18 protein-coding genes are annotated in these 17,835 nt (G+C 34.0%); 13 read left to right on the forward strand and 5 right to left on the reverse strand.

The features are described 5' to 3' along the window. Positions 1-63: 63 nt before the first annotated feature. The 7 genes from MHI39_RS12120 to nadD all read left to right on the forward strand — a co-directional run bounded on the left by MHI39_RS12120 (position 64) and on the right by nadD (position 6,305). Positions 64-822 (forward strand): glucose 1-dehydrogenase, encoded by a 759-nt coding sequence (locus tag MHI39_RS12120; protein ID WP_180213564.1) that lies wholly within the window; start codon positions 64-66, stop codon positions 820-822. Between the two features lie 312 nt (positions 823-1,134). Beyond that, a complete protein-coding gene (locus MHI39_RS12125) occupies positions 1,135-1,974 on the forward strand; it encodes a YitT family protein (RefSeq protein WP_071974865.1) in 840 nt (279 codons plus the stop codon). Between the two features lie 224 nt (positions 1,975-2,198). Beyond that, positions 2,199-2,687, forward strand: coding sequence for an SRPBCC domain-containing protein (locus MHI39_RS12130; RefSeq protein WP_259545297.1), 489 nt, complete (start codon positions 2,199-2,201; stop codon positions 2,685-2,687). Between the two features lie 95 nt (positions 2,688-2,782). After that, positions 2,783-3,559, forward strand: a complete 777-nt coding sequence (locus MHI39_RS12135; RefSeq protein WP_058006736.1) for an NUDIX hydrolase — start codon at positions 2,783-2,785, stop codon at positions 3,557-3,559. Positions 3,560-3,652: 93 nt separating this feature from the next. Further along, positions 3,653-4,201 (forward strand): isochorismatase family cysteine hydrolase, encoded by a 549-nt coding sequence (locus MHI39_RS12140; protein ID WP_058006735.1) that lies wholly within the window; start codon positions 3,653-3,655, stop codon positions 4,199-4,201. A gap of 14 nt (positions 4,202-4,215) precedes the next feature. Then, complete coding sequence (locus MHI39_RS12145) at positions 4,216-5,688, forward strand: nicotinate phosphoribosyltransferase (RefSeq protein WP_071974861.1); 1,473 nt, start codon at positions 4,216-4,218, stop codon at positions 5,686-5,688. Positions 5,689-5,690: 2 nt separating this feature from the next. Beyond that, positions 5,691-6,305, forward strand: a complete 615-nt coding sequence (gene nadD, locus MHI39_RS12150) for a nicotinate (nicotinamide) nucleotide adenylyltransferase (RefSeq protein ID WP_342541294.1) — start codon at positions 5,691-5,693, stop codon at positions 6,303-6,305. A gap of 239 nt (positions 6,306-6,544) precedes the next feature. On the opposite strand, the gene MHI39_RS12155 is transcribed toward nadD, so the two are convergent. Continuing rightward, positions 6,545-7,795, reverse strand: a complete 1,251-nt coding sequence (locus MHI39_RS12155) for a DUF445 domain-containing protein (protein ID WP_342541296.1) — start codon at positions 7,793-7,795, stop codon at positions 6,545-6,547. 287 nt (positions 7,796-8,082) lie between these two features. After that, positions 8,083-8,694: a DUF2238 domain-containing protein gene (locus tag MHI39_RS12160; protein WP_058006731.1), complete on the reverse strand. Its 612-nt coding sequence runs from the start codon at positions 8,692-8,694 to the stop codon at positions 8,083-8,085. Between the two features lie 156 nt (positions 8,695-8,850). Between MHI39_RS12160 and MHI39_RS12165 the strand changes: the two genes are divergently transcribed. Together MHI39_RS12165 and MHI39_RS12170 are read left to right on the forward strand one after the other, a co-directional pair. Further along, positions 8,851-10,116 (forward strand): MFS transporter, encoded by a 1,266-nt coding sequence (locus tag MHI39_RS12165; protein ID WP_342541297.1) that lies wholly within the window; start codon positions 8,851-8,853, stop codon positions 10,114-10,116. Positions 10,117-10,148: 32 nt separating this feature from the next. Further along, positions 10,149-10,685 carry an HAD-IIIA family hydrolase gene (locus tag MHI39_RS12170; RefSeq protein ID WP_058006737.1) on the forward strand — a complete coding sequence of 179 codons (537 nt, stop codon included), beginning with the start codon at positions 10,149-10,151 and terminating at the stop codon, positions 10,683-10,685. Positions 10,686-10,772: 87 nt separating this feature from the next. Here MHI39_RS12170 and MHI39_RS12175 read toward each other — a convergent pair whose 3' ends face one another. Together MHI39_RS12175 and MHI39_RS12180 are read right to left on the reverse strand one after the other, a co-directional pair. After that, positions 10,773-11,405, reverse strand: coding sequence for a Vat family streptogramin A O-acetyltransferase (locus tag MHI39_RS12175; RefSeq protein WP_071974859.1), 633 nt, complete (start codon positions 11,403-11,405; stop codon positions 10,773-10,775). 625 nt (positions 11,406-12,030) lie between these two features. Further along, positions 12,031-13,287 (reverse strand): cytochrome P450, encoded by a 1,257-nt coding sequence (locus tag MHI39_RS12180; protein WP_058006729.1) that lies wholly within the window; start codon positions 13,285-13,287, stop codon positions 12,031-12,033. A gap of 519 nt (positions 13,288-13,806) precedes the next feature. Between MHI39_RS12180 and MHI39_RS12185 the strand changes: the two genes are divergently transcribed. The 3 genes from MHI39_RS12185 (at position 13,807) to MHI39_RS12195 (ending at position 16,018) form a co-directional block, all read left to right on the forward strand. Next, positions 13,807-14,331: a GNAT family N-acetyltransferase gene (locus MHI39_RS12185; RefSeq protein WP_058006728.1), complete on the forward strand. Its 525-nt coding sequence runs from the start codon at positions 13,807-13,809 to the stop codon at positions 14,329-14,331. Between the two features lie 79 nt (positions 14,332-14,410). Beyond that, on the forward strand, positions 14,411-15,286 hold the full coding sequence (locus MHI39_RS12190) for an aminoglycoside phosphotransferase family protein (protein ID WP_342541300.1): 876 nt from the start codon (positions 14,411-14,413) through the stop codon (positions 15,284-15,286). 246 nt (positions 15,287-15,532) lie between these two features. Then, on the forward strand, positions 15,533-16,018 hold the full coding sequence (locus MHI39_RS12195) for an NUDIX hydrolase (protein ID WP_058006726.1): 486 nt from the start codon (positions 15,533-15,535) through the stop codon (positions 16,016-16,018). 78 nt (positions 16,019-16,096) lie between these two features. Here MHI39_RS12195 and MHI39_RS12200 read toward each other — a convergent pair whose 3' ends face one another. Beyond that, entirely contained in the window at positions 16,097-16,561 is a 465-nt protein-coding gene (locus MHI39_RS12200; protein ID WP_058006725.1) for a low molecular weight protein-tyrosine-phosphatase, read from the reverse strand. A 143-nt stretch (positions 16,562-16,704) separates the two neighbouring features. Between MHI39_RS12200 and MHI39_RS12205 the strand changes: the two genes are divergently transcribed. Beyond that, positions 16,705-17,833 (forward strand): IS3 family transposase gene (locus tag MHI39_RS12205; RefSeq protein WP_152984831.1). Its coding sequence is split into 2 segments (ribosomal slippage): positions 16,705-16,968 and positions 16,970-17,833, totalling 1,128 coding nucleotides; the frame shifts between segments, so codons are not numbered across the junction. Positions 17,834-17,835 lie beyond the last annotated feature (2 nt).

Raw genomic sequence — 17,835 nt, forward strand, 5'->3', positions numbered from 1 at the left:
GAAAATCTTTAGTGAATAATGTTCCAAACAATTAATTTAATTACAGGAAAGAGGAATCTGAATATGTCAAATGATAATCAAGTTGCCGTCGTTACAGGAGCAGGTAGTGGTATTGGTAGAGCTACAAGCATTAAATTAGCAGGTAATGGGTATAAAGTTGTTCTTGTAGATTTTAATCCAGCGACGGGAGAAGAAACACTTAACCTAATTCGTAATGAAGGAGGAGAATGTATTTTCGTCAAAGCGGATGTTTCAAATCAAGTTGATGTACAAGCCTATGTTCAAAAAACTGTTGATAAATATGGCCGTATTGATGTATTTTTCAATAATGCTGGTATCATTCAAAAATTTGCACCGTTTACAACTGTTGAATTAGAGGAATATGAGAGAATTATGGATATTAATGTAAAGGGTGTATTTCTTGGTATGAAATATGTGATCCCTATAATGCTTGAACAAGGGAGGGGCTCAATTATTAATACGGCATCATCTGCAGGAATTCGTCCAGAGCACAGTATTGCAGTTTATTCTGCAAGTAAGCATGCGGTTATTGGATTAACAAAGGGAGCAGCAATTGAATATGCAAATAAGGGAATTCGAATTAATGCAGTATGTCCAGGTGGAATCGTAACACCATTATTTAAAAGTGTAGGAGAAACATTAGAAAAAACAGGATATGTTCCTGAAGAAATGTCGCCAATGCGCATGGGACGTCATGGTGAACCTGAGGAGGTAGCAGAAGCTGTTTTATTCCTAGCTTCTGATAAAGCTAGCTTTATGTCAGGCTCTATCGTATCAGTAGATGGTAGTTTAACTGTATAGAAAAGATCGAGGAAGATTGGTATAAAATAATGCATGTCACGTTTGTTTAAAATGACATGAAGTAACAATTAAATTTTGATTCTATCATCCCACTAGAAATTACTTCCAGTGGGATCTTCTTTGATTAAGAATCATTGAATGGCATTTTTAAATACGTTTTTAATAATTAATCATAGAAAAAAATCAAAACAATTTTGTTGTAAATATGCCTTAAATTAAAGGAAATAAACCCGTTTTTTAATAAGTATTGAAACTAAATCTATTAAAACGTATAATGAAATGATTCATCAAGGATAGACTAAGGTGGTACGTATGAAAAAAAGGTTAATAGATATTTTGTTTCTAATTGTTGGTGCATTTATATTTGCATTAGCTGTCAATCTTTTTGTAATTCCCAATGATTTAGGTGAAGGCGGAGTTACAGGGACAACGATTATACTTTATTATCTTTTTCAATGGAGTCCAGGACTGATAAACTTTGTTCTTAATTTATTATTATTGCTTGTTGGATATAAGTTTTTGAACAAAACGACAACGATTTATACGATTATTGCAGTTGTATTTAACTCCATATTCCTTCACTTAACTGAACATTGGAGAATTGATTCCAATGAACTATTTGTTAATGCCATTTTCGGAGGGATATTTGCTGGAGTTGGTATCGGAATGATTATCCGAGTAGGTGGAACGACAGCTGGATCAACTATTTTAGCTCGAATTACACATAAATATCTTGGGTGGAGCATTAGTTATGGCTTGCTCTTTTTTGATTTAATTGTTGCTTTCTCTTCCTATTTTATCATTGGCGTTGAAAAACTGATGTTGACAATTATCATGCTATATATTGGCACAAAAGTGATGGAATTTGTAATTGAAGGTGTAAACCCGAAAAAGGCAGTTACCATCATTTCAAACCAACCTGATTTAATTGCCCAGCAAGTAATTACTCTTATGGACAGAGGTGTGACAGTATTTTCAGGACATGGATATTATACGAAAAATCAAAAAGATATACTCTATATTGTCATTAGTAAGCAAGAGGTAGTGAAGCTAAAAAGAATCGTAAAAAAAGTGGATTTAAATGCGTTTATTGCAATTCATGATGTCCGAGATGTATTTGGTGAAGGATTTATTGATATTTCAAAAGCATAAGGTTTATGAAAGCTGATTCGAGGAAAAATTCTTGAGTCAGTTTTTTTATTTTAATAGATGATCATTACGGTTATTTATTAAACAACATTAAACAATTAGTTTAGTATAGAATTATTCATGTCCACAAACTTGTCATTTAGAAATAGTTTGTGAATGGAGATTTTTAAAAGTATAATAGAGTGAATTAATAGAATATTAAATCATTCGGAAGGGGGAAGTTGTAAGTGAATAATATTACGAAAGATAGACAATTAACACATGAAGTATCAATTGATGCGCCTCTAGATCTAGTGTGGCATGCATGGACAATTTCGAGTAGAGTTTCAGAATGGTTTGCCCCTGAGACTGTGATTGAACCTGAAATTGGTGGTGCATATGAGTTATATTTCGTGCCTGGTAATAAAGAGGGCATGAATACAAAGGGATGTAAAGTTCTTCATCTTGCTCATCAGAAGGAATTGCATTTTTCCTGGAAGGGTCCTGACCAATTTAATGAAGTGATGAATAATAATGAATTGACTGTTGTTAAAGTAAGCTTTCAAACGATTGATGAAGATACAACTTCTGTTAAGGTTATTCATGATGGCTTCAAAGATACAAATGAATGGTCAGAGGCATTTCAATGGCATCAAATGGCTTGGGTACAGGTACTCAATAGTTTAAAGGCAGCTATCGAAAAAGGTGAAGGCGAATTGTGTTGTCAGCCTAAGTAATGTAATCAAAAAAAAATTGATTTACTATTGACAATTCCTTTTTTAAGGATATAATTTTAATTAACAAAACGTTAATTAAAGAGAAGGGCTACCAAATGTCAAATGAAGAAGCATTAAGACAATATGATATCAAAAAATTTCGCACACCTGATGGTTATACTTCAGATATTGCTGTATTTACAATTGTTTCCAAACAACTGGCTGAATACAAACCACCCCTTATGCAATTGAAGCTTATGCTTATAAAGCGATCAAACCTTAATGCGGAAGGACAATTAAATATTGAAGCAGAGAAATGGGCTTTACCGGGTGGGTTTGTACAAGAGAATGAATCTGCTTTAGAGGCAGCAGGGCGTGAACTGGAAGAAGAAACAGGGGTAAAAGGTATTCACATAAAGCATTTTGGCGTGTACGATCAACCTGGAAGAGACCCGCGGGGCTGGATTATTTCGAATGCTCATTATGCAATTGTCCCTGAGCAATACTTATCTACACGTCAAGCAAATGATGATGCAGCAGAAGTAGAACTATTCTCCTTAGAAGATATATTTCGAATTGAATTAGCTTTCGATCATAAACAAATAATTCAGGATGCCATAAAACAAATAACAGGCGATTTACTTCAAACAACAGTTGCCAAAAACTTTTTACCGAAGTATTTTACTTATTCTGAGCTTCAAGCTTTATTATTAACAGTAACGGACGATCCTGCAATTGCAAGTGATCAAAGCTTTGCTAGAAAAATAAAATCTCTTCCGTTTATAAAGCCAGTTATAGGTCAGAAAACACAAAGAACGTCAAAAATCCCTACTCAATTATATGAATTTATTGAGATGGATATAGTCAAACCTATTTATACAGCAAGATATTAATTTTTACAGGTGGGTTAATACAGCTTAACCCACATATTGATTTTTTTTAACATTTATAATTAACAACTTGTTAAATAAAAGGAGGTTTTTATCATGAAAAAAGCGTTAATTCAAATTGATTATACAAACGATTTTGTTTCTGAGGATGGGGCATTAACCTGTGGGAAACCAGGTCAATTAATAGAACAGGCAATTGCTGACATAACGAGTACATTTATTGCAAATAATGACTTTGTGGTCTTTGCAATTGATATTCATGAGAGAAATGATAAATATCATCCAGAGAATAAGCTTTTTCCCCCTCATAATCTTAAAGGTACAAAGGGAAGAGAATTATATGGGAAAGTAAATGAAATTTATCAACATAATAAACAAAAGAACAATGTATACTGGATGAACAAAACAAGGTATTCTGCATTTGCAGGTACTGATTTAGAAATTAAATTAAGGGAACGATGTATAACAGATCTACATTTAGTGGGAGTATGTACAGATATATGTGTCCTTCACACTGCAATCGATGCTTATAATAAAGGCTTTCAACTTACCGTCTATGAGGATTGTGTGGCCAGCTTCAACCAATTAGGTCATCAATGGGCGTTAGAACATTTCAAACATACATTAGGAGCTAATGTGATTTAATAGGAGGAATAAATATGTATAAATATAAGGATGATAGCTATGCATTACACACTGATTTGTATCAAATTAATATGGCAGAAACATATTGGAGAGATGGAATCCATTTGAAAAAATCTGTCTTTGAGGCATATTTTCGTAAAATGCCTTTTGGAAATGGCTATGCTGTATTTGCAGGCTTGGAGAAGGTCATTGATTATTTAAATCACTTCCATTTTTCAGAAACAGATATTCAATATTTAAGAGAAGAAGGTTATCAGGAAGACTTTCTCAGTTATTTAAAAACATTGCGATTCACTGGAACGATGCGAGCAATGACTGAAGGAGAGATTATATTTGCAAATGAACCATTAATTCGTATCGAGGCACCGCTTATCGAAGCTCAATTAATAGAAACGGCTATATTGAATATTGTGAACTATCAAACGCTTATAGCAACTAAAGCCTCAAGAATCAAACAAGTAATTGGTGAACAAGTAGCAATGGAATTTGGTACAAGAAGGGCACAGGAAATGGATGCTGCTATTTGGGGAACACGAGCAGCTTATATAGGAGGATTTGAGGCAACCTCAAATGTACGAGCAGGTAAATTATTTGATATTCCTATTTCAGGAACCCATGCCCATTCTATGATTCAAGCATACCAAGATGAATATGTAGCGTTTCATAAATACGCGATGACGCATAAAGATTGTGTATTTTTAGTAGACACATACGATACCTTAAAATCGGGAGTTCCAAATGCAATTAAAGTAGCTAAAGAACTAGGTGATAAAATCAATTTTAAAGGGATTCGCTTAGACAGTGGAGATTTAGCATTTCTATCTAAAAAAGCGAGGGAAATGTTAGATAAAGCTGGCTTTAAGCAAGCAAAAATTATTGCCTCCAATGATCTTGATGAGAATACCATTATGAATCTAAAGGCACAAGGAGCAAAAATTGATATTTGGGGAATTGGAACGAAGCTTATTACCGCCTATGATCAGCCTGCATTAGGCGCTGTATATAAACTAGTCTCCATTGAAGATGAGCATAAAAATATGGTTGATACGATTAAAATTAGTGGAAATCCAGAGAAAGTCTCTACACCTGGGCTTAAGAGGGTATATAGAATTATCAATAAAACAAATCGTAAATCCGAAGGTGACTATATTGCATTAGATCATGAGAATCCACAGGAAGAAAAGAGACTTAAAATGTTTCATCCTGTTCACACATTTATTAGTAAGTTCGTAACAAATTTCGAGGCAAGAGAGCTTCATCATTTGATTATTCAAGATGGACAATTGGTTTATGAAGCACCTTCACTTCAACAAATTCAGAAAATGGTTAAAGAAAATTTAAAACTATTATGGGATGAATATAAGCGTCCATTAAATCCAGAGGAATACCCAGTGGACTTAAGTCAAGAATGCTGGAATCATAAAATGAATAAAATTCATGAAGTGAAAGAAGAAATGAATAAACGTTTAAATATTCAGGGGGAATAATTGTGGGGAAAATTGGAATATATGGATCTTCATTTGATCCAATTACAAATGTTCATTTATGGACAGCAAGTACAGTTGCGCACCGATGTAAATTAGATAAGGTAATTTTTCTGCCATGCTCAAATAAGCGGAAGGACAAACAAATGAATACAAAGGATGAACACCGCTGGAACATGGTTCAATTAGCTATTAAAGATAATGAACGCTTTATTGCAGATAATTATGAAATGCTACAAGATGCATGGAAAATCTCAACGTATGAAACATTAAAGTACTTTAAACAAAAATATAAAAATGATGAATTATATTTTATAATGGGGGCCGATCTTCTTATTGATATAGGAGAGGGACGTTGGGGAAATTCTGAATTACTGGTGAAAGAAAATAAATTTATTGTAATGGCACGTGATGGCATTGATATGGTTAAAGCGATTAGCAAATCTCCCATTCTACGAAATAATGATGATGGAAATACATTTCATTTAATTGATAAGGGATTGTCTATGGAAATTAGTTCAACTTATATTAGAGAGGAATTTAAATTAGGTGGAGAACCAAGATATTTATTACCAGGAAAATGTTATGAATATTGTATCAATCACGATTTATATAAATAATTTTAAGTGTTTGCAGTAATTTTTATTTACAGGCTGTTTTCGTATAGTTTGTAGCATTTGTAAAAGCCTAACTTCGGACTTTTACACTTATAAACAGGTTCTGTATTCTTATGAAGTTTGCAGCTTTTTTCAATTCTTTTAATCTCTACTTAAATAGCAACATGATTTTGGAAAAGAGTCTTGTTAAAAAAGGATGATTATTGAGTGACTAGCCACAAAAATAATCATCCTTTCTTAAATTAGAGGATAAGCTTGATTGCAGTAATACAGAGACCAATAATAAAACCACAAATAGCCCCATTCACCCGAATCCATTGTAGATCTTTGCCCACATTATTCTCAATCATGTTAATCAACATTTCATCATCCAGTTTATCCAGGTTTTCCTGGACAAGCTTCCCTATTTTTGAATGGTTGACTTCGATTAAGTTTGTAATTTGTGTATGTAACCAGGTTTCGATAGATGCAATTTTTTGTTCATCATTACTATAATTATCCAATATTCCATTTAACAAGGGAAAGAGGGATTCATCCCAAAACCTATCTTCATGAATATAAGCAATTGCTCTATGTCTAAAACTTTCGATCATTCCTTCTAATTGGTCATGTGGGTTCCATTTAGAAAGAAAAGCATCCTTTAATCCCTCGATTTCATTAATCAATTGCTCGTTATTTTTTAGATTATCTAACCCGGTGTGAATGGAGTGTAGAAGTTTTTCACGGTTTTCACTATCCTGATGTTTTAGGTCATTCATAATATTCTTCAGCAGGGTTTGAATAATTTTTCCGAGTTTTTCTTCATTTACTAAGCTTTGGAAAGACTTTAAAGCAAATTGTAAAAATCCATCCAACTCAATTTTATTCAGAGCTTTGATTGCTGCACTTCCAAGTTGGATTTTACTCTCTTCTTTTGCTACCCAGCTTTCTGCTTGCTCCAATAGGTAGTCCAATGCCTTATGATCATATTGTCGATCTTCAATTAGTTTAACTATGTTTGGAAGCAAGGTTTTTACCTTATAGGAATGAATATAATTTTTTATCTGTTCAATAATGACTGGAATAAATTTTGATAGATCTATATGTTTAATTATTTTTTCAATTAAAGAGAGGATTCCTTTTTTAAATCTTTCAGAATACATCTCTTTTTTTGCTACCGCTAATAGCTTTACTGTCAACTGTATGTTCTTAAGTTTATTTACTATACTTTCTTTCGAAAGCCAGTCATTTTCAATTGTAGAAACGAGAGCTTTCGTTATACGTTTTCGGTTTTTTGATAATAAAGAGGTATGTGGTATAGGTATTCCTAATGGATGCCTAAAAAGAGCTGTGACTGCAAACCAGTCTGCTAAACCACCGACGATTCCTGCTTCAAAACCACCTTGTAGTAATCCTAAAAATGGGTTGGAATGCTCGAAGGGGAGGGTGGCTATAAAACCAATTCCCATAACTGCAAGCGATGTTCTCGCTAAATACTTAGAATTTTTCACCATAATCAATCATCCTTTTACTGCCTAATACTTATTTACAATATGTAATTAAGAGCTATTAATAAAAACATTTTAATGCTTATTGCTGATAAATGGAAGAATGATGTATAAAAATAAACATATTATGTTAACTCAAATCAGCTTTTTTCTTCATTATTTAAAGTATGTAAAACTGAAATGACATTTTAAACGTACTCCAACCTTTCGTCATTAAAGAATGGTTAAGATATATGTTCCCGGTTGTTGAATATCATCCTTAAAAAAATCAGCTAATAAAGGCATACAAAGATCTATTTAAGCTCCTTGTTCATAATACGGTTATGTAATTTTGAGAGTAATAATAGAGAAAGGATCGCACCAATAAAAGTTAATGACATATCCCACTGTGAATCCCAAACATCCCCTTGAGTTGCAAGGAAACTTTTTGCCGATCTTCCAACTATCTTAGCAACAAGCCATTCTATTATTTCATATATCGCTGAAATAGCAAGAATGATGGATAAAGTAATACAAATCATCCATTTTGAAGGCTTTATACATGTATTCCTAAGAAGAAGCTCGCGGATTACAATAATAAAACTTCCTTTTGCAAAGTGGCCAAAACGATCATAATTATTTCGCTGTAAATGAAATTCACCCTTTAACCAACTGAATAGTGGTACATCGGCATATGTGTAATGCCCACCAATAAACATAAGAACGACTAAAATAGTGATAATTAAATAGGAAAGGGTTGTCAATCGGAATCGGGTATAGGTAAAAAGGAGAACCAATAGACCGATGACCGCAGGTGAAACTTCAAGCATCCATGTAAAATAATCATTAGCCTGAATGACAGACCATAGAAGGAATATGATAATAATAATAAATAAAAAGAAGTGGGAAAATTTTACGTTTTTCATTTATGAAAATATCTCCTTTTTGCAATAGTGTTACCATCTATCTATTCAAATTATGCGAGAGAGTTAAAGACGGATTTAATAAGTATTTGAATAATTTTAATGTTTGATAAATTTAAGTATTCTTTGTATAGTAATAGGATACAGGGGTGGAGTGAAGTGGTTAGTAATAGGAAAATGAAAAAGTTAGAAAATAATCATATAATTATTGTTTCTATTGCTACAGCGCTTTGCTTAATCGGCGATTCAATGCTGTATATCACGTTGCCAATTTATTGGAAAGACGCAGGATTAACATCTATATGGCAGGTAGGTTTTTTATTATCAATTAATCGCTTTGTACGATTACCTGCAAATCCCATCATAGGATGGATTTATAAAAAAATTACCTTAAGAACCGGTCTTTTAATTGCTGTTATTATCGGATCATTAACAACCGTTGGATATGGAGTAGTAGAAGGCTTTTTCGGATGGGTTATTTTACGAGGGTTATGGGGGATTGCATGGTCATTCTTTCGGATTGGTGGGTTATCAGCAGTTGTTTTGTTTGCTGAAGATAATAGTAGGGGCAAGGCGATGGGATTATATAATGGGCTTCATCGCTTAGGTAGTTTATTTGGCATGTTATTAGGCGGAATTCTTGTGCCATTATTTGGCTTTAATATTATTTCCATTTTATTTGGCATCGTATCAGTTGCAGGTTTACCTATCATACTTTTTAGATTAAAAGAACAACCAATTTCATCTGAAACTGTGCCTAAAAAATCTACAAATAAAGGTTTCTTTAAAAATGACATCGGATCCACTATAACCATTATGTTTAGCGGTTTTTTTATTGCCATGCTTATACAGGGGATTTTAACAGCTACATTAAGTAGCTTAATCGAGTACCATTTCGGAGAAAAACCTTCTTTATTAGGAATTGTGATTAGTGTAACGGCTTTATCTGGTAGTATTCAATCAGCACGGTGGGTATGGGAACCATTTCTAGGTACGAAGGTTGGCATATGGTCTGATGGAAAAAGAGGAAGGATTCCACTTTATATCGGTTTCTTAGCTCTTTCGTCGATATTATTCGGCATGCTTTCCTTACACCTAGCCATTTTCGTATGGTTATTCATCATCCTGCTCGTAATGGCTGCTTCTACAGCTATAACTACTTTAACAGACGCTATTGCGAGTGATGTAGCGAGGGAAACAAATGCTATTTCTTTTTTGACGATTTACTCGATTGTCCAAGATTTAGGAGCCGCAATCGGTCCATTCACTGGTTATTATTTTATCGAAAAAGTAAACGGATATTATTATTTATATTGGGGAAGCTCCATTGTTTTACTCTTATTAATGCTCGCATGGTGTAGCATATTTTTGTATAAAAAATTAACTAGTAATCAAGTGATACATTCAGATGGTTTAGGTAAATAGATGGTTAATAGAGCGGAGGGAGTAAATAATTGATGAACTCAATTCAAGCTGTATTTATTGATCGTGATGGAACTATTGGAGGGAACGATCAAGCGATTTTTCCTGGAGAATTCGAAATGTATCCATATGTAGAAAAAGCACTTGAACAATTACGAAGCAGTGGTTTAAAGATTTATGCATTAACTAATCAGCCAGGGGTTAGTAGGGGAGAAGTTAATAAAGAGGATTTCGAAATAGAATTAAAAAAGTTCGGTTTTGATAAAATCTATCTTTGTCCTCATGAACATCTTGAAGGGTGTAGATGTAGAAAGCCATCACCAGGTATGTTAATGGCTGCTGCCAAAGAAAATGACTTGGATTTAAGAAAATGTATGGTTATAGGAGATCGATGGACAGATATGCTTGCTGCACATTTGGCTGGATGTATGAAAATCCTCGTAAAAACTGGTGCAGGAATGAACGAATATCAAAAATATAAAAATGCTGAGTTTTTTGGAAGATGGGCAGAAGTTTCACCTAATTATATAGCAGAAGATTTGCGAGATGCAGTGAATTGGATCATGGAATGAGTAGTGGCTGGAACAGTAATTAAACTAGCAAAGCGGGAAGCAAAGAACCTGTATTCTCGACTTCCCCCTTATTGCTCCAAGTGAGCTTTAAATTTTCTTAATTTTAGACAAATCCCCACTGCATAGTGTATCAAGATTATCAAAAATTTTACAGGCAGGCCAATCCCACCATTTAATAGTAAGAAGATAATCGATGAGCTCATCATCAAATCTTTTTTTTATAATTTTGCAGGGATTCCCGCCTGCAATATGGTAAGGGGGAATATCTTTTGAAACGACAGAATTGGCAGCAATAATTGCTCCATCACCAATATGAACACCGGGCATTACGGTGACATTTTGACCAATCCACACATCATTTCCGATTACAGTGTCACCTTTTAGTGGTAAGTCTGATAGTGAAGGAGTTGATTTCTCCCAGCCATTGCCCATAATGTTAAATGGATAGGTAGTGACACTGCACATTCGATGATTTGCACCATTCATTACAAATTCAATACCCTTTGCGATAGCGCAAAATTTTCCGATAAACAGTTTATCACCAATAAATTCATAGTGATGTGTGACATGCTCTTCAAACTTTTCAGCACCATTCATATCATCATAATATGTGTAGTCACCGACAATAATATTTGGACGTGTTATAACGTTTTTAATAAAGCATATACTTTTAATTGCTTTATTTGGGTAGATGGCATTAGGATCGGGTCCATATTGCATATAAAAATCACTCCTTTGCATTATATAGATTGCAAGAATACAGCGTATTACTTGATATACCCTTCTAATTTTTATTACTCACAAACTATACGAAAACAGCTTTTAATAAGTGTAAATTAGAGTTATTAAGAGTATTAAAATGAACTCTCCTTCTTTACTTCGATAGTCATCGTCAAATTCCTTCAAACCTTCAAACTTCATTTAATCTTTCTTGTTATTTAGTGAGTAAATAATTTTAAAATGAAATTTTTTTGCTCATATCTTCTTTTTTATAAAATCATAGATAATCTGTATGTGATTCGAAGGAAAGGGAAAAATCCCGATTATTATTAGGGTAGGGATAATGGGATCAGTTAGTAAACAATACATAATACTTCTTTATTTTTACATATGAGGGCTATATACAATAAAAAAGAAAGGCAAGACAATCTGCCTTTCTATGAATTGAATATTAGTTACTGTTGATGTTCACTTCTGAATGATAAGGAATTCCCTTGGTGATTTTTTCATTTCGAAACTATTTTTTTGTGTTTCTCTAAAAAATGACATAAAGATGATTTTAAAAGGGAAAGACTGTCCTCAAATTCTCTATTTCACACAACAGAGTCTTTGAAAGTTAATTAGCCTATTTTGATTGAACATTACTTAGAATAATTTTACTGTGAGGAATGCTTGGAATATTCACCATGCTATAGCTAAGATCTTGGTCTTGTATATCGTATTCCATATGATTCACAAGGAAATTTAGACTTATCTTCATGATTTCTATAGTGACCCATTCTCCTGCACAACGGTGTCCAAGAAGATAATCACCACCACCTTGGGGTATAAAATTGAATCGATTTTCCTCCCATTGAGCAAATCGATTTGGATTAAACTCATCAGGTTGATCCCATATTTTTGGGTCATGATTCGTTCCGTAAAGATCTAATAGGGTTAATGTTCCTTTTTTGAATAAATAGCCGTTCCAGATAAAATCCTTTTTAACTAATGCTGCTACCATTGGGAAAAATGGATAAAACCGCCGTACCTCTTGTACAAACATCCAATAATAATCTTCATCATTTTTCACTAGTTTATCCCTTTCATGAGGATAATGATGTAGTGCAACCGCAAGAAAATTAATATAAATTGAAATTGCCACAATAGGACGCAATATATTAATGACTTCTACAGCAACAGTTTCAGTATTAAGAAGCTCCCCGTTAAGATCCTTATGCCAGGTAAATTGATGCAATAGTGTATTTTCTGAGATTTTCAGCTTTCCATCCCGAATGTTGCTAATCAGCTCACTCATGTTGGTTTCTACTTGATTTCTTGCTTTCCTCCCACGCCAATGAGTTGGACCGATTTTAGCAGGTGATTCAAACATTGCAGCTAGATCTTTTGTTAGATTTGTCATTTCCTCATCTTGAACAGAAATACCTACCCATTGGCAGGCGGATTTACATAAAATTTCTTTCACCTCATCAAATAATATCACTTTTTTCATATTTCCCCATTTATCTAACGCATTTTGCCACTGTTTTTCAGCTATAACTTTAAGTTTATTTAGTTCATAGGGAGACATTTGGGACATAAACATTTCCTTACGATGTTTATGTTTTTCACCATCTATTCCTTGAACCCCATTTTTTCCAAATAAGGTTTGAATTAAACGGTTAGGCGCTGCGTCTTTCCTTGCAAACTTATCCGTATCATAAAAAACTTCTGCCGCTTCATTCCCCGTCATACAGATTGCTTTTTTACCAAGCAATCGTGTCTCGAAAATATTGGACTGAAAGCTTTGACATCTATTTGGTATAAACATATAACCTTCTCTAAGCATACTTAAGCTATGGTCTAATCCATCTTCTTTGGGTATCTTTTTAATTTTTTCCATTTGATCCAGCTCCATTTTTTCTGTGGAATAGATAATTATTATTATTTGATAATTTACCCTAATTACTCTTAGAAGAATCATCTTCTTATGTTTTTGAATATTTCAAGGTTAGTTTTTTCCTAATAATAGAAGAATCTATACAACAGATGGTTGAGAGAATAAAAAAGTTGCAAATGACTCAAATATGAAGTCGGTCACTATCAAAGGCGTAATGAAGAGTGATGATAACAGAGGGATCAAGGGTGTATTACCATGCTCTTGCATATGCAAAAAAATAATGAAAAAGGATCCTATTGATAATGGAAAAGTAAATATATTGAAAGCTGTGAATTGTTATATGATCTATTGATACCTCAAAGTTGATAATATTGGAAATAGAAAAAGAGGATTGTGAATTAAGAGGGAAGGAGTTGAAGATCTAAGAGTTCAGCAGCTTTTTTATTCGAATAAAAGGCAGGTTATTTCATGAAGAATGATGAAGTAAATAGTATGGTTATAAAAAGTAGAGGTGGCAATGGAATGATAAATGAAATTATAACGATTAGAAAAGCTGTTTTAACTGATGCAGAAGGAATAGCTAAAGTACACGTTGACAGTTGGAAAACAACTTATGCCAATATTGTTTCAGATGAATATTTAGATAATCTTTCATATGAAAGTCGTGAACAAATGTGGACTGATGCCATTCCTTATGGAGGTGTTTTTGTAGCAGAAAACAATGAAGGAAAAATAGTTGGTTTTTCCAAGGGCGGAAAAGAAAGAAGCGGTAAATATAAAGGGTACGAAGGAGAGCTATATGCCATTTATATTTTAAAAGAATATCAAGGTCAAGGAATTGGAACAGCACTTATTAAACCAGTTATAGATGAAATTAAAGGCATGGGATTGAACACTATGCTTGTTCTTGTATTGAAAGATAATACTTCACGTCACTTCTACGAAGCATTAGGTGGTCAAAATATAGATCGTGTTGAAGTTGAAATTGGAGGAAAAATACTATCCGAACTTGTGTATGGTTGGAAAGATATTCGCACTATATTTTAGTATTCATTCTACTACTAACAGGTGAGATCATTAAAATAAAAACAATTGAAAAAGACAAAAAAAGGGGGAGTATTACTATATGAATAATAACTTAATTAGAAATATTCAATTGGTTTATTCTGACCTATCCATTGAAGACTTTTATACGAATGAGATTGGACAGAATAATAACGTGCTAATTGTAAACCATTCACTGGTTTTTAGATTTCCGAAATATAAAAATGGAATCATTCAATTAAGAAGAGAAACGGAAATTTTGAAATATATTAAAGATATCGTCTCAACCCCTATTCCAAATCCAATTTATGAGTCCTTTGGAGAGTTTGAACCAGGTAAGGCTTTCACTGGCTATATTTTAATAGATGGTGTTCCATTATGGAAGGAAAGTTTAATAGGTATTAAGAGTGTTGAAATGATGAAAGGATTGGCAGTACAACTTGTTTCTTTTCTTGTAGAACTCCACTCTATTTCAGGAGAAAAAGTACGTAGAGATTTGAACCTAAAAGTTCGTAATCCTCGTGAAGAAATGTATAAACTGTATGACAAGATTCAAACTAAATTATTTCCTTATATTAGAGAAGATGCTCAAAAAGAAGTATCACAATCCTTTGAAACTTTCCTAGAAGGGAAATCGTTCTCAAATTTAGATATAACACTTATACATGGAGATTTCGGTGCATCTAACATCTTGTGGAATCCTGAAACAAGTAGGATTTCTGGGATTATAGATTTTGGTGGTTCAGGTTTAGGAGACCCAGCATATGATTTTGCTGGAATACTCTCCAGCTACGGAAGAGAATTTTTTGATATGTGTATGAATCTGTACCCTAACGGTGATGAAATATCGGAACGAGTGAAATTTTATAAAAGTACATTTGCTTTACAAGAAGCACTACACGGAATTGAAAATGGTGATAGAGAAGCTTTTGAGAGTGGAATTCAAGATTATAGATAAATTGCTTGTTCCATCATTTTAGATGAATCATTTGAAAGAATAAAAGTCATCCTTAATGATTACCAAACTAAAAGATAAAACCATTGATTATTAATTGAGCTAAAAAGTGCATGAACAGAAGAACAGAGCTGTTATTTAGAAGGCTTTTTCATATGCTATTAACGGGATATAGTTCAAAAAGGATTAAAGCTTTTTTTATGGGGAGTTCAATGAAACAAGGAAACATCATGAGGGGGAAAACTCAATATGTCTAAGAATAAATATCACCGAGCATTTGGAGTTTACGGCATTTATGTAGAAGAAGGAGAACTCTTAGTTATAAATAAAAATGGGGGTCCATATACTAATCGTTTTGACTTACCTGGAGGAAGTTTAAAAGAAGGTGAAACTTTATCGGAAGCAATGAAAAGAGAGTTCCTTGAAGAAACGGGACTTGAAATAGAAATCCAGGAAAACATTGGGGTTGTGGATTTTAAACTGCCTTGGTTATGGAAAGAGTTTACGGATGTTCATCATATTGCGGTCTATTATTCTGTTCGTACTATTGGTGGGAACATACAAACACCTGAACAATTTGAAGGACAAGACTCATTGGGAGCCGTTTGGGTAACCGAAAAAGATGTTTCTTTGGATAATGCTTCACCATTAGTTTTAAAAGCATTTGAGTGGTTAAGAACAAAGGATTTAGGGATAGATGCTGAGATATACCAAGATTGGAAAGTAGTAAAATAAATATTTTCTTATACAGGCTAGAGCTGACTAACTCGAGTTAATCAGCTTTTTATGTTGGAAAGGTAGATTAATTCAATGCTATATGTTTTCTTTCCTACATATTTTCTTGAGTAATGCCCGACAGCCAGTTGAAACAAGACTATAGGTTTCTTCAAAGTTGCCTGTGAAAAATGGATCAGGTATATCTTTTCTGTCTTTTGTGAGGTCTAACAACCTTATTATCTTTGGATGGTTAGGTTTGCCGGTAATACTATAAATATTTTTTATGTTACTCATGTCCATACCTATAATATAGTCGAACTTCCAAAAGTCTTCTTTTATTAATGAGCGTCCAATTAGCCCTTTAGAAGAAATATTATATTTCTTTAGAATATCAAGAGTTCCCTTATGAGGAGGTAATCCGATTTGCCATGAACTAGTAGCAGCCGAATCAACTAAAAATTTCTCATTTAAATTTTCTTTATTGACCATGTCACGAAACAAAGCTTCCGCCATTGGTGAACGGCAAATATTCCCCAAGCATACAAATAAAACACTAATCATGTACTTTACTCCTTTTATCTATCTTTTATTCACAAACACGATCTCATGTACAGAACACCTATTTGTAAAATATGTACTACATAGAAATTTTATAATGGACCCAAGAAACTAGACACGAAATGAGGAGATGTTAAAGTAGGTTTATGAAAAGAAATCGATACACACCAGAGTTTAAAGCTCAAATCGTGCTAGAGGTCCTAAAGGAAGAAAAGACCATGAATGAAATCGCTTCATCTCATGGAATTCACGTCAATCAAATTAGACAATGGAGGAATGCATTTCTTGATCAAATGCCTTCGATCTTCGCTAAAGAAAATAAAAAAGCGGATCAAATGAAGGCGGAATATGAAAATCAAATTGAAAACCTCTACGCTGAGGTTGGCCGTTTAACCACGCAATTGTCGTGGCTTAAAAAAAAATCTGGAATCAAGGAGTAGGGCCGAGCGTATTCAAATGATTGATTGGGATGATAAAGAGCTGCCAATCACTACCCAGGCTCAGCTGCTTGGGCTCAATCGTACTAGCTTGTATTATAAGCCAGTCGAGCCTTCTCCTGAGGAAATATTTATCAAGCACAAGATTGATGAAATTTATACCAAGCATCCCTATTTTGGGTCTAGGCGAATTACTGTTGTTCTAAACAACAATGGAATAAATATTAATCGCAAGGCTGTACAACGTCATATGCGGGAAATGGGCATTGCAGGGATTTCTCCCGGCCCTAACCTTAGTAAACGCAATCTTGAGCACCGGATCTATCCGTATCTTCTTAGAAATTTGGCCATTAGCCACCCTAACCACGTCTGGGGAATCGATATTACCTACATTCGCCTCCAACGAGGCTGGATGTATCTTGTAGCTCTGATAGACTGGTATTCTCGCTTTGTCGTTAGCTGGGAGCTAGACCAAACACTAGAGATTGACTTTGTCTTGGAGGCAGTGAAACGGGCTCTGTCGGTAGGACAGCCAGAGATCTTAAATAGTGATCAGGGTAGCCATTTTACCAGTCCCCAATATACCGGATTACTGCTGGATAAGGACATCCGAATTAGCATGGACGGCAAAGGAAGAGCCCTTGATAATATTGTTACAGAGAGGTTATGGAGAACGATTAAATATGAGGAGGTTTACTTAAAAGATTACGAGAGTCCAAGAGAAGCAAGGAAAGAGATTAACAATTTTATCCACTTCTATAACTATGAACGCCCTCACCAATCGATTGGCTATAAACCCCCCGCCTCCGTTTATGGCCTCGGAGTGATTCATCCATAAGG

The sequence above is a fragment of the Heyndrickxia sp. FSL K6-6286 genome, assembly GCF_038630395.1.
Classification (GTDB): domain Bacteria; phylum Bacillota; class Bacilli; order Bacillales; family Bacillaceae_C; genus Heyndrickxia; species Heyndrickxia oleronia.

What these genes read in the sequence shown, in the direction of transcription:
- MHI39_RS12180 (WP_058006729.1), bottom strand. Translation starts at nt 13,287, where the DNA reads ATGGAAAAAATTAAAAAGATACCCAAAGAAGATGGATTAGACCATAGC.
- MHI39_RS12120 (WP_180213564.1), top strand. Translation starts at nt 64, where the DNA reads ATGTCAAATGATAATCAAGTTGCCGTCGTTACAGGAGCAGGTAGTGGT.
- MHI39_RS12135 (WP_058006736.1), top strand. Translation starts at nt 2,783, where the DNA reads ATGTCAAATGAAGAAGCATTAAGACAATATGATATCAAAAAATTTCGC.
- MHI39_RS12195 (WP_058006726.1), top strand. Translation starts at nt 15,533, where the DNA reads ATGTCTAAGAATAAATATCACCGAGCATTTGGAGTTTACGGCATTTAT.
- MHI39_RS12125 (WP_071974865.1), top strand. Translation starts at nt 1,135, where the DNA reads ATGAAAAAAAGGTTAATAGATATTTTGTTTCTAATTGTTGGTGCATTT.
- MHI39_RS12200 (WP_058006725.1), bottom strand. Translation starts at nt 16,561, where the DNA reads ATGATTAGTGTTTTATTTGTATGCTTGGGGAATATTTGCCGTTCACCA.
- MHI39_RS12175 (WP_071974859.1), bottom strand. Translation starts at nt 11,405, where the DNA reads ATGCAATATGGACCCGATCCTAATGCCATCTACCCAAATAAAGCAATT.
- MHI39_RS12170 (WP_058006737.1), top strand. Translation starts at nt 10,149, where the DNA reads ATGAACTCAATTCAAGCTGTATTTATTGATCGTGATGGAACTATTGGA.
- MHI39_RS12190 (WP_342541300.1), top strand. Translation starts at nt 14,411, where the DNA reads ATGAATAATAACTTAATTAGAAATATTCAATTGGTTTATTCTGACCTA.
- MHI39_RS12145 (WP_071974861.1), top strand. Translation starts at nt 4,216, where the DNA reads ATGTATAAATATAAGGATGATAGCTATGCATTACACACTGATTTGTAT.
- MHI39_RS12160 (WP_058006731.1), bottom strand. Translation starts at nt 8,694, where the DNA reads ATGAAAAACGTAAAATTTTCCCACTTCTTTTTATTTATTATTATTATC.
- MHI39_RS12140 (WP_058006735.1), top strand. Translation starts at nt 3,653, where the DNA reads ATGAAAAAAGCGTTAATTCAAATTGATTATACAAACGATTTTGTTTCT.
- MHI39_RS12155 (WP_342541296.1), bottom strand. Translation starts at nt 7,795, where the DNA reads ATGGTGAAAAATTCTAAGTATTTAGCGAGAACATCGCTTGCAGTTATG.
- MHI39_RS12185 (WP_058006728.1), top strand. Translation starts at nt 13,807, where the DNA reads ATGATAAATGAAATTATAACGATTAGAAAAGCTGTTTTAACTGATGCA.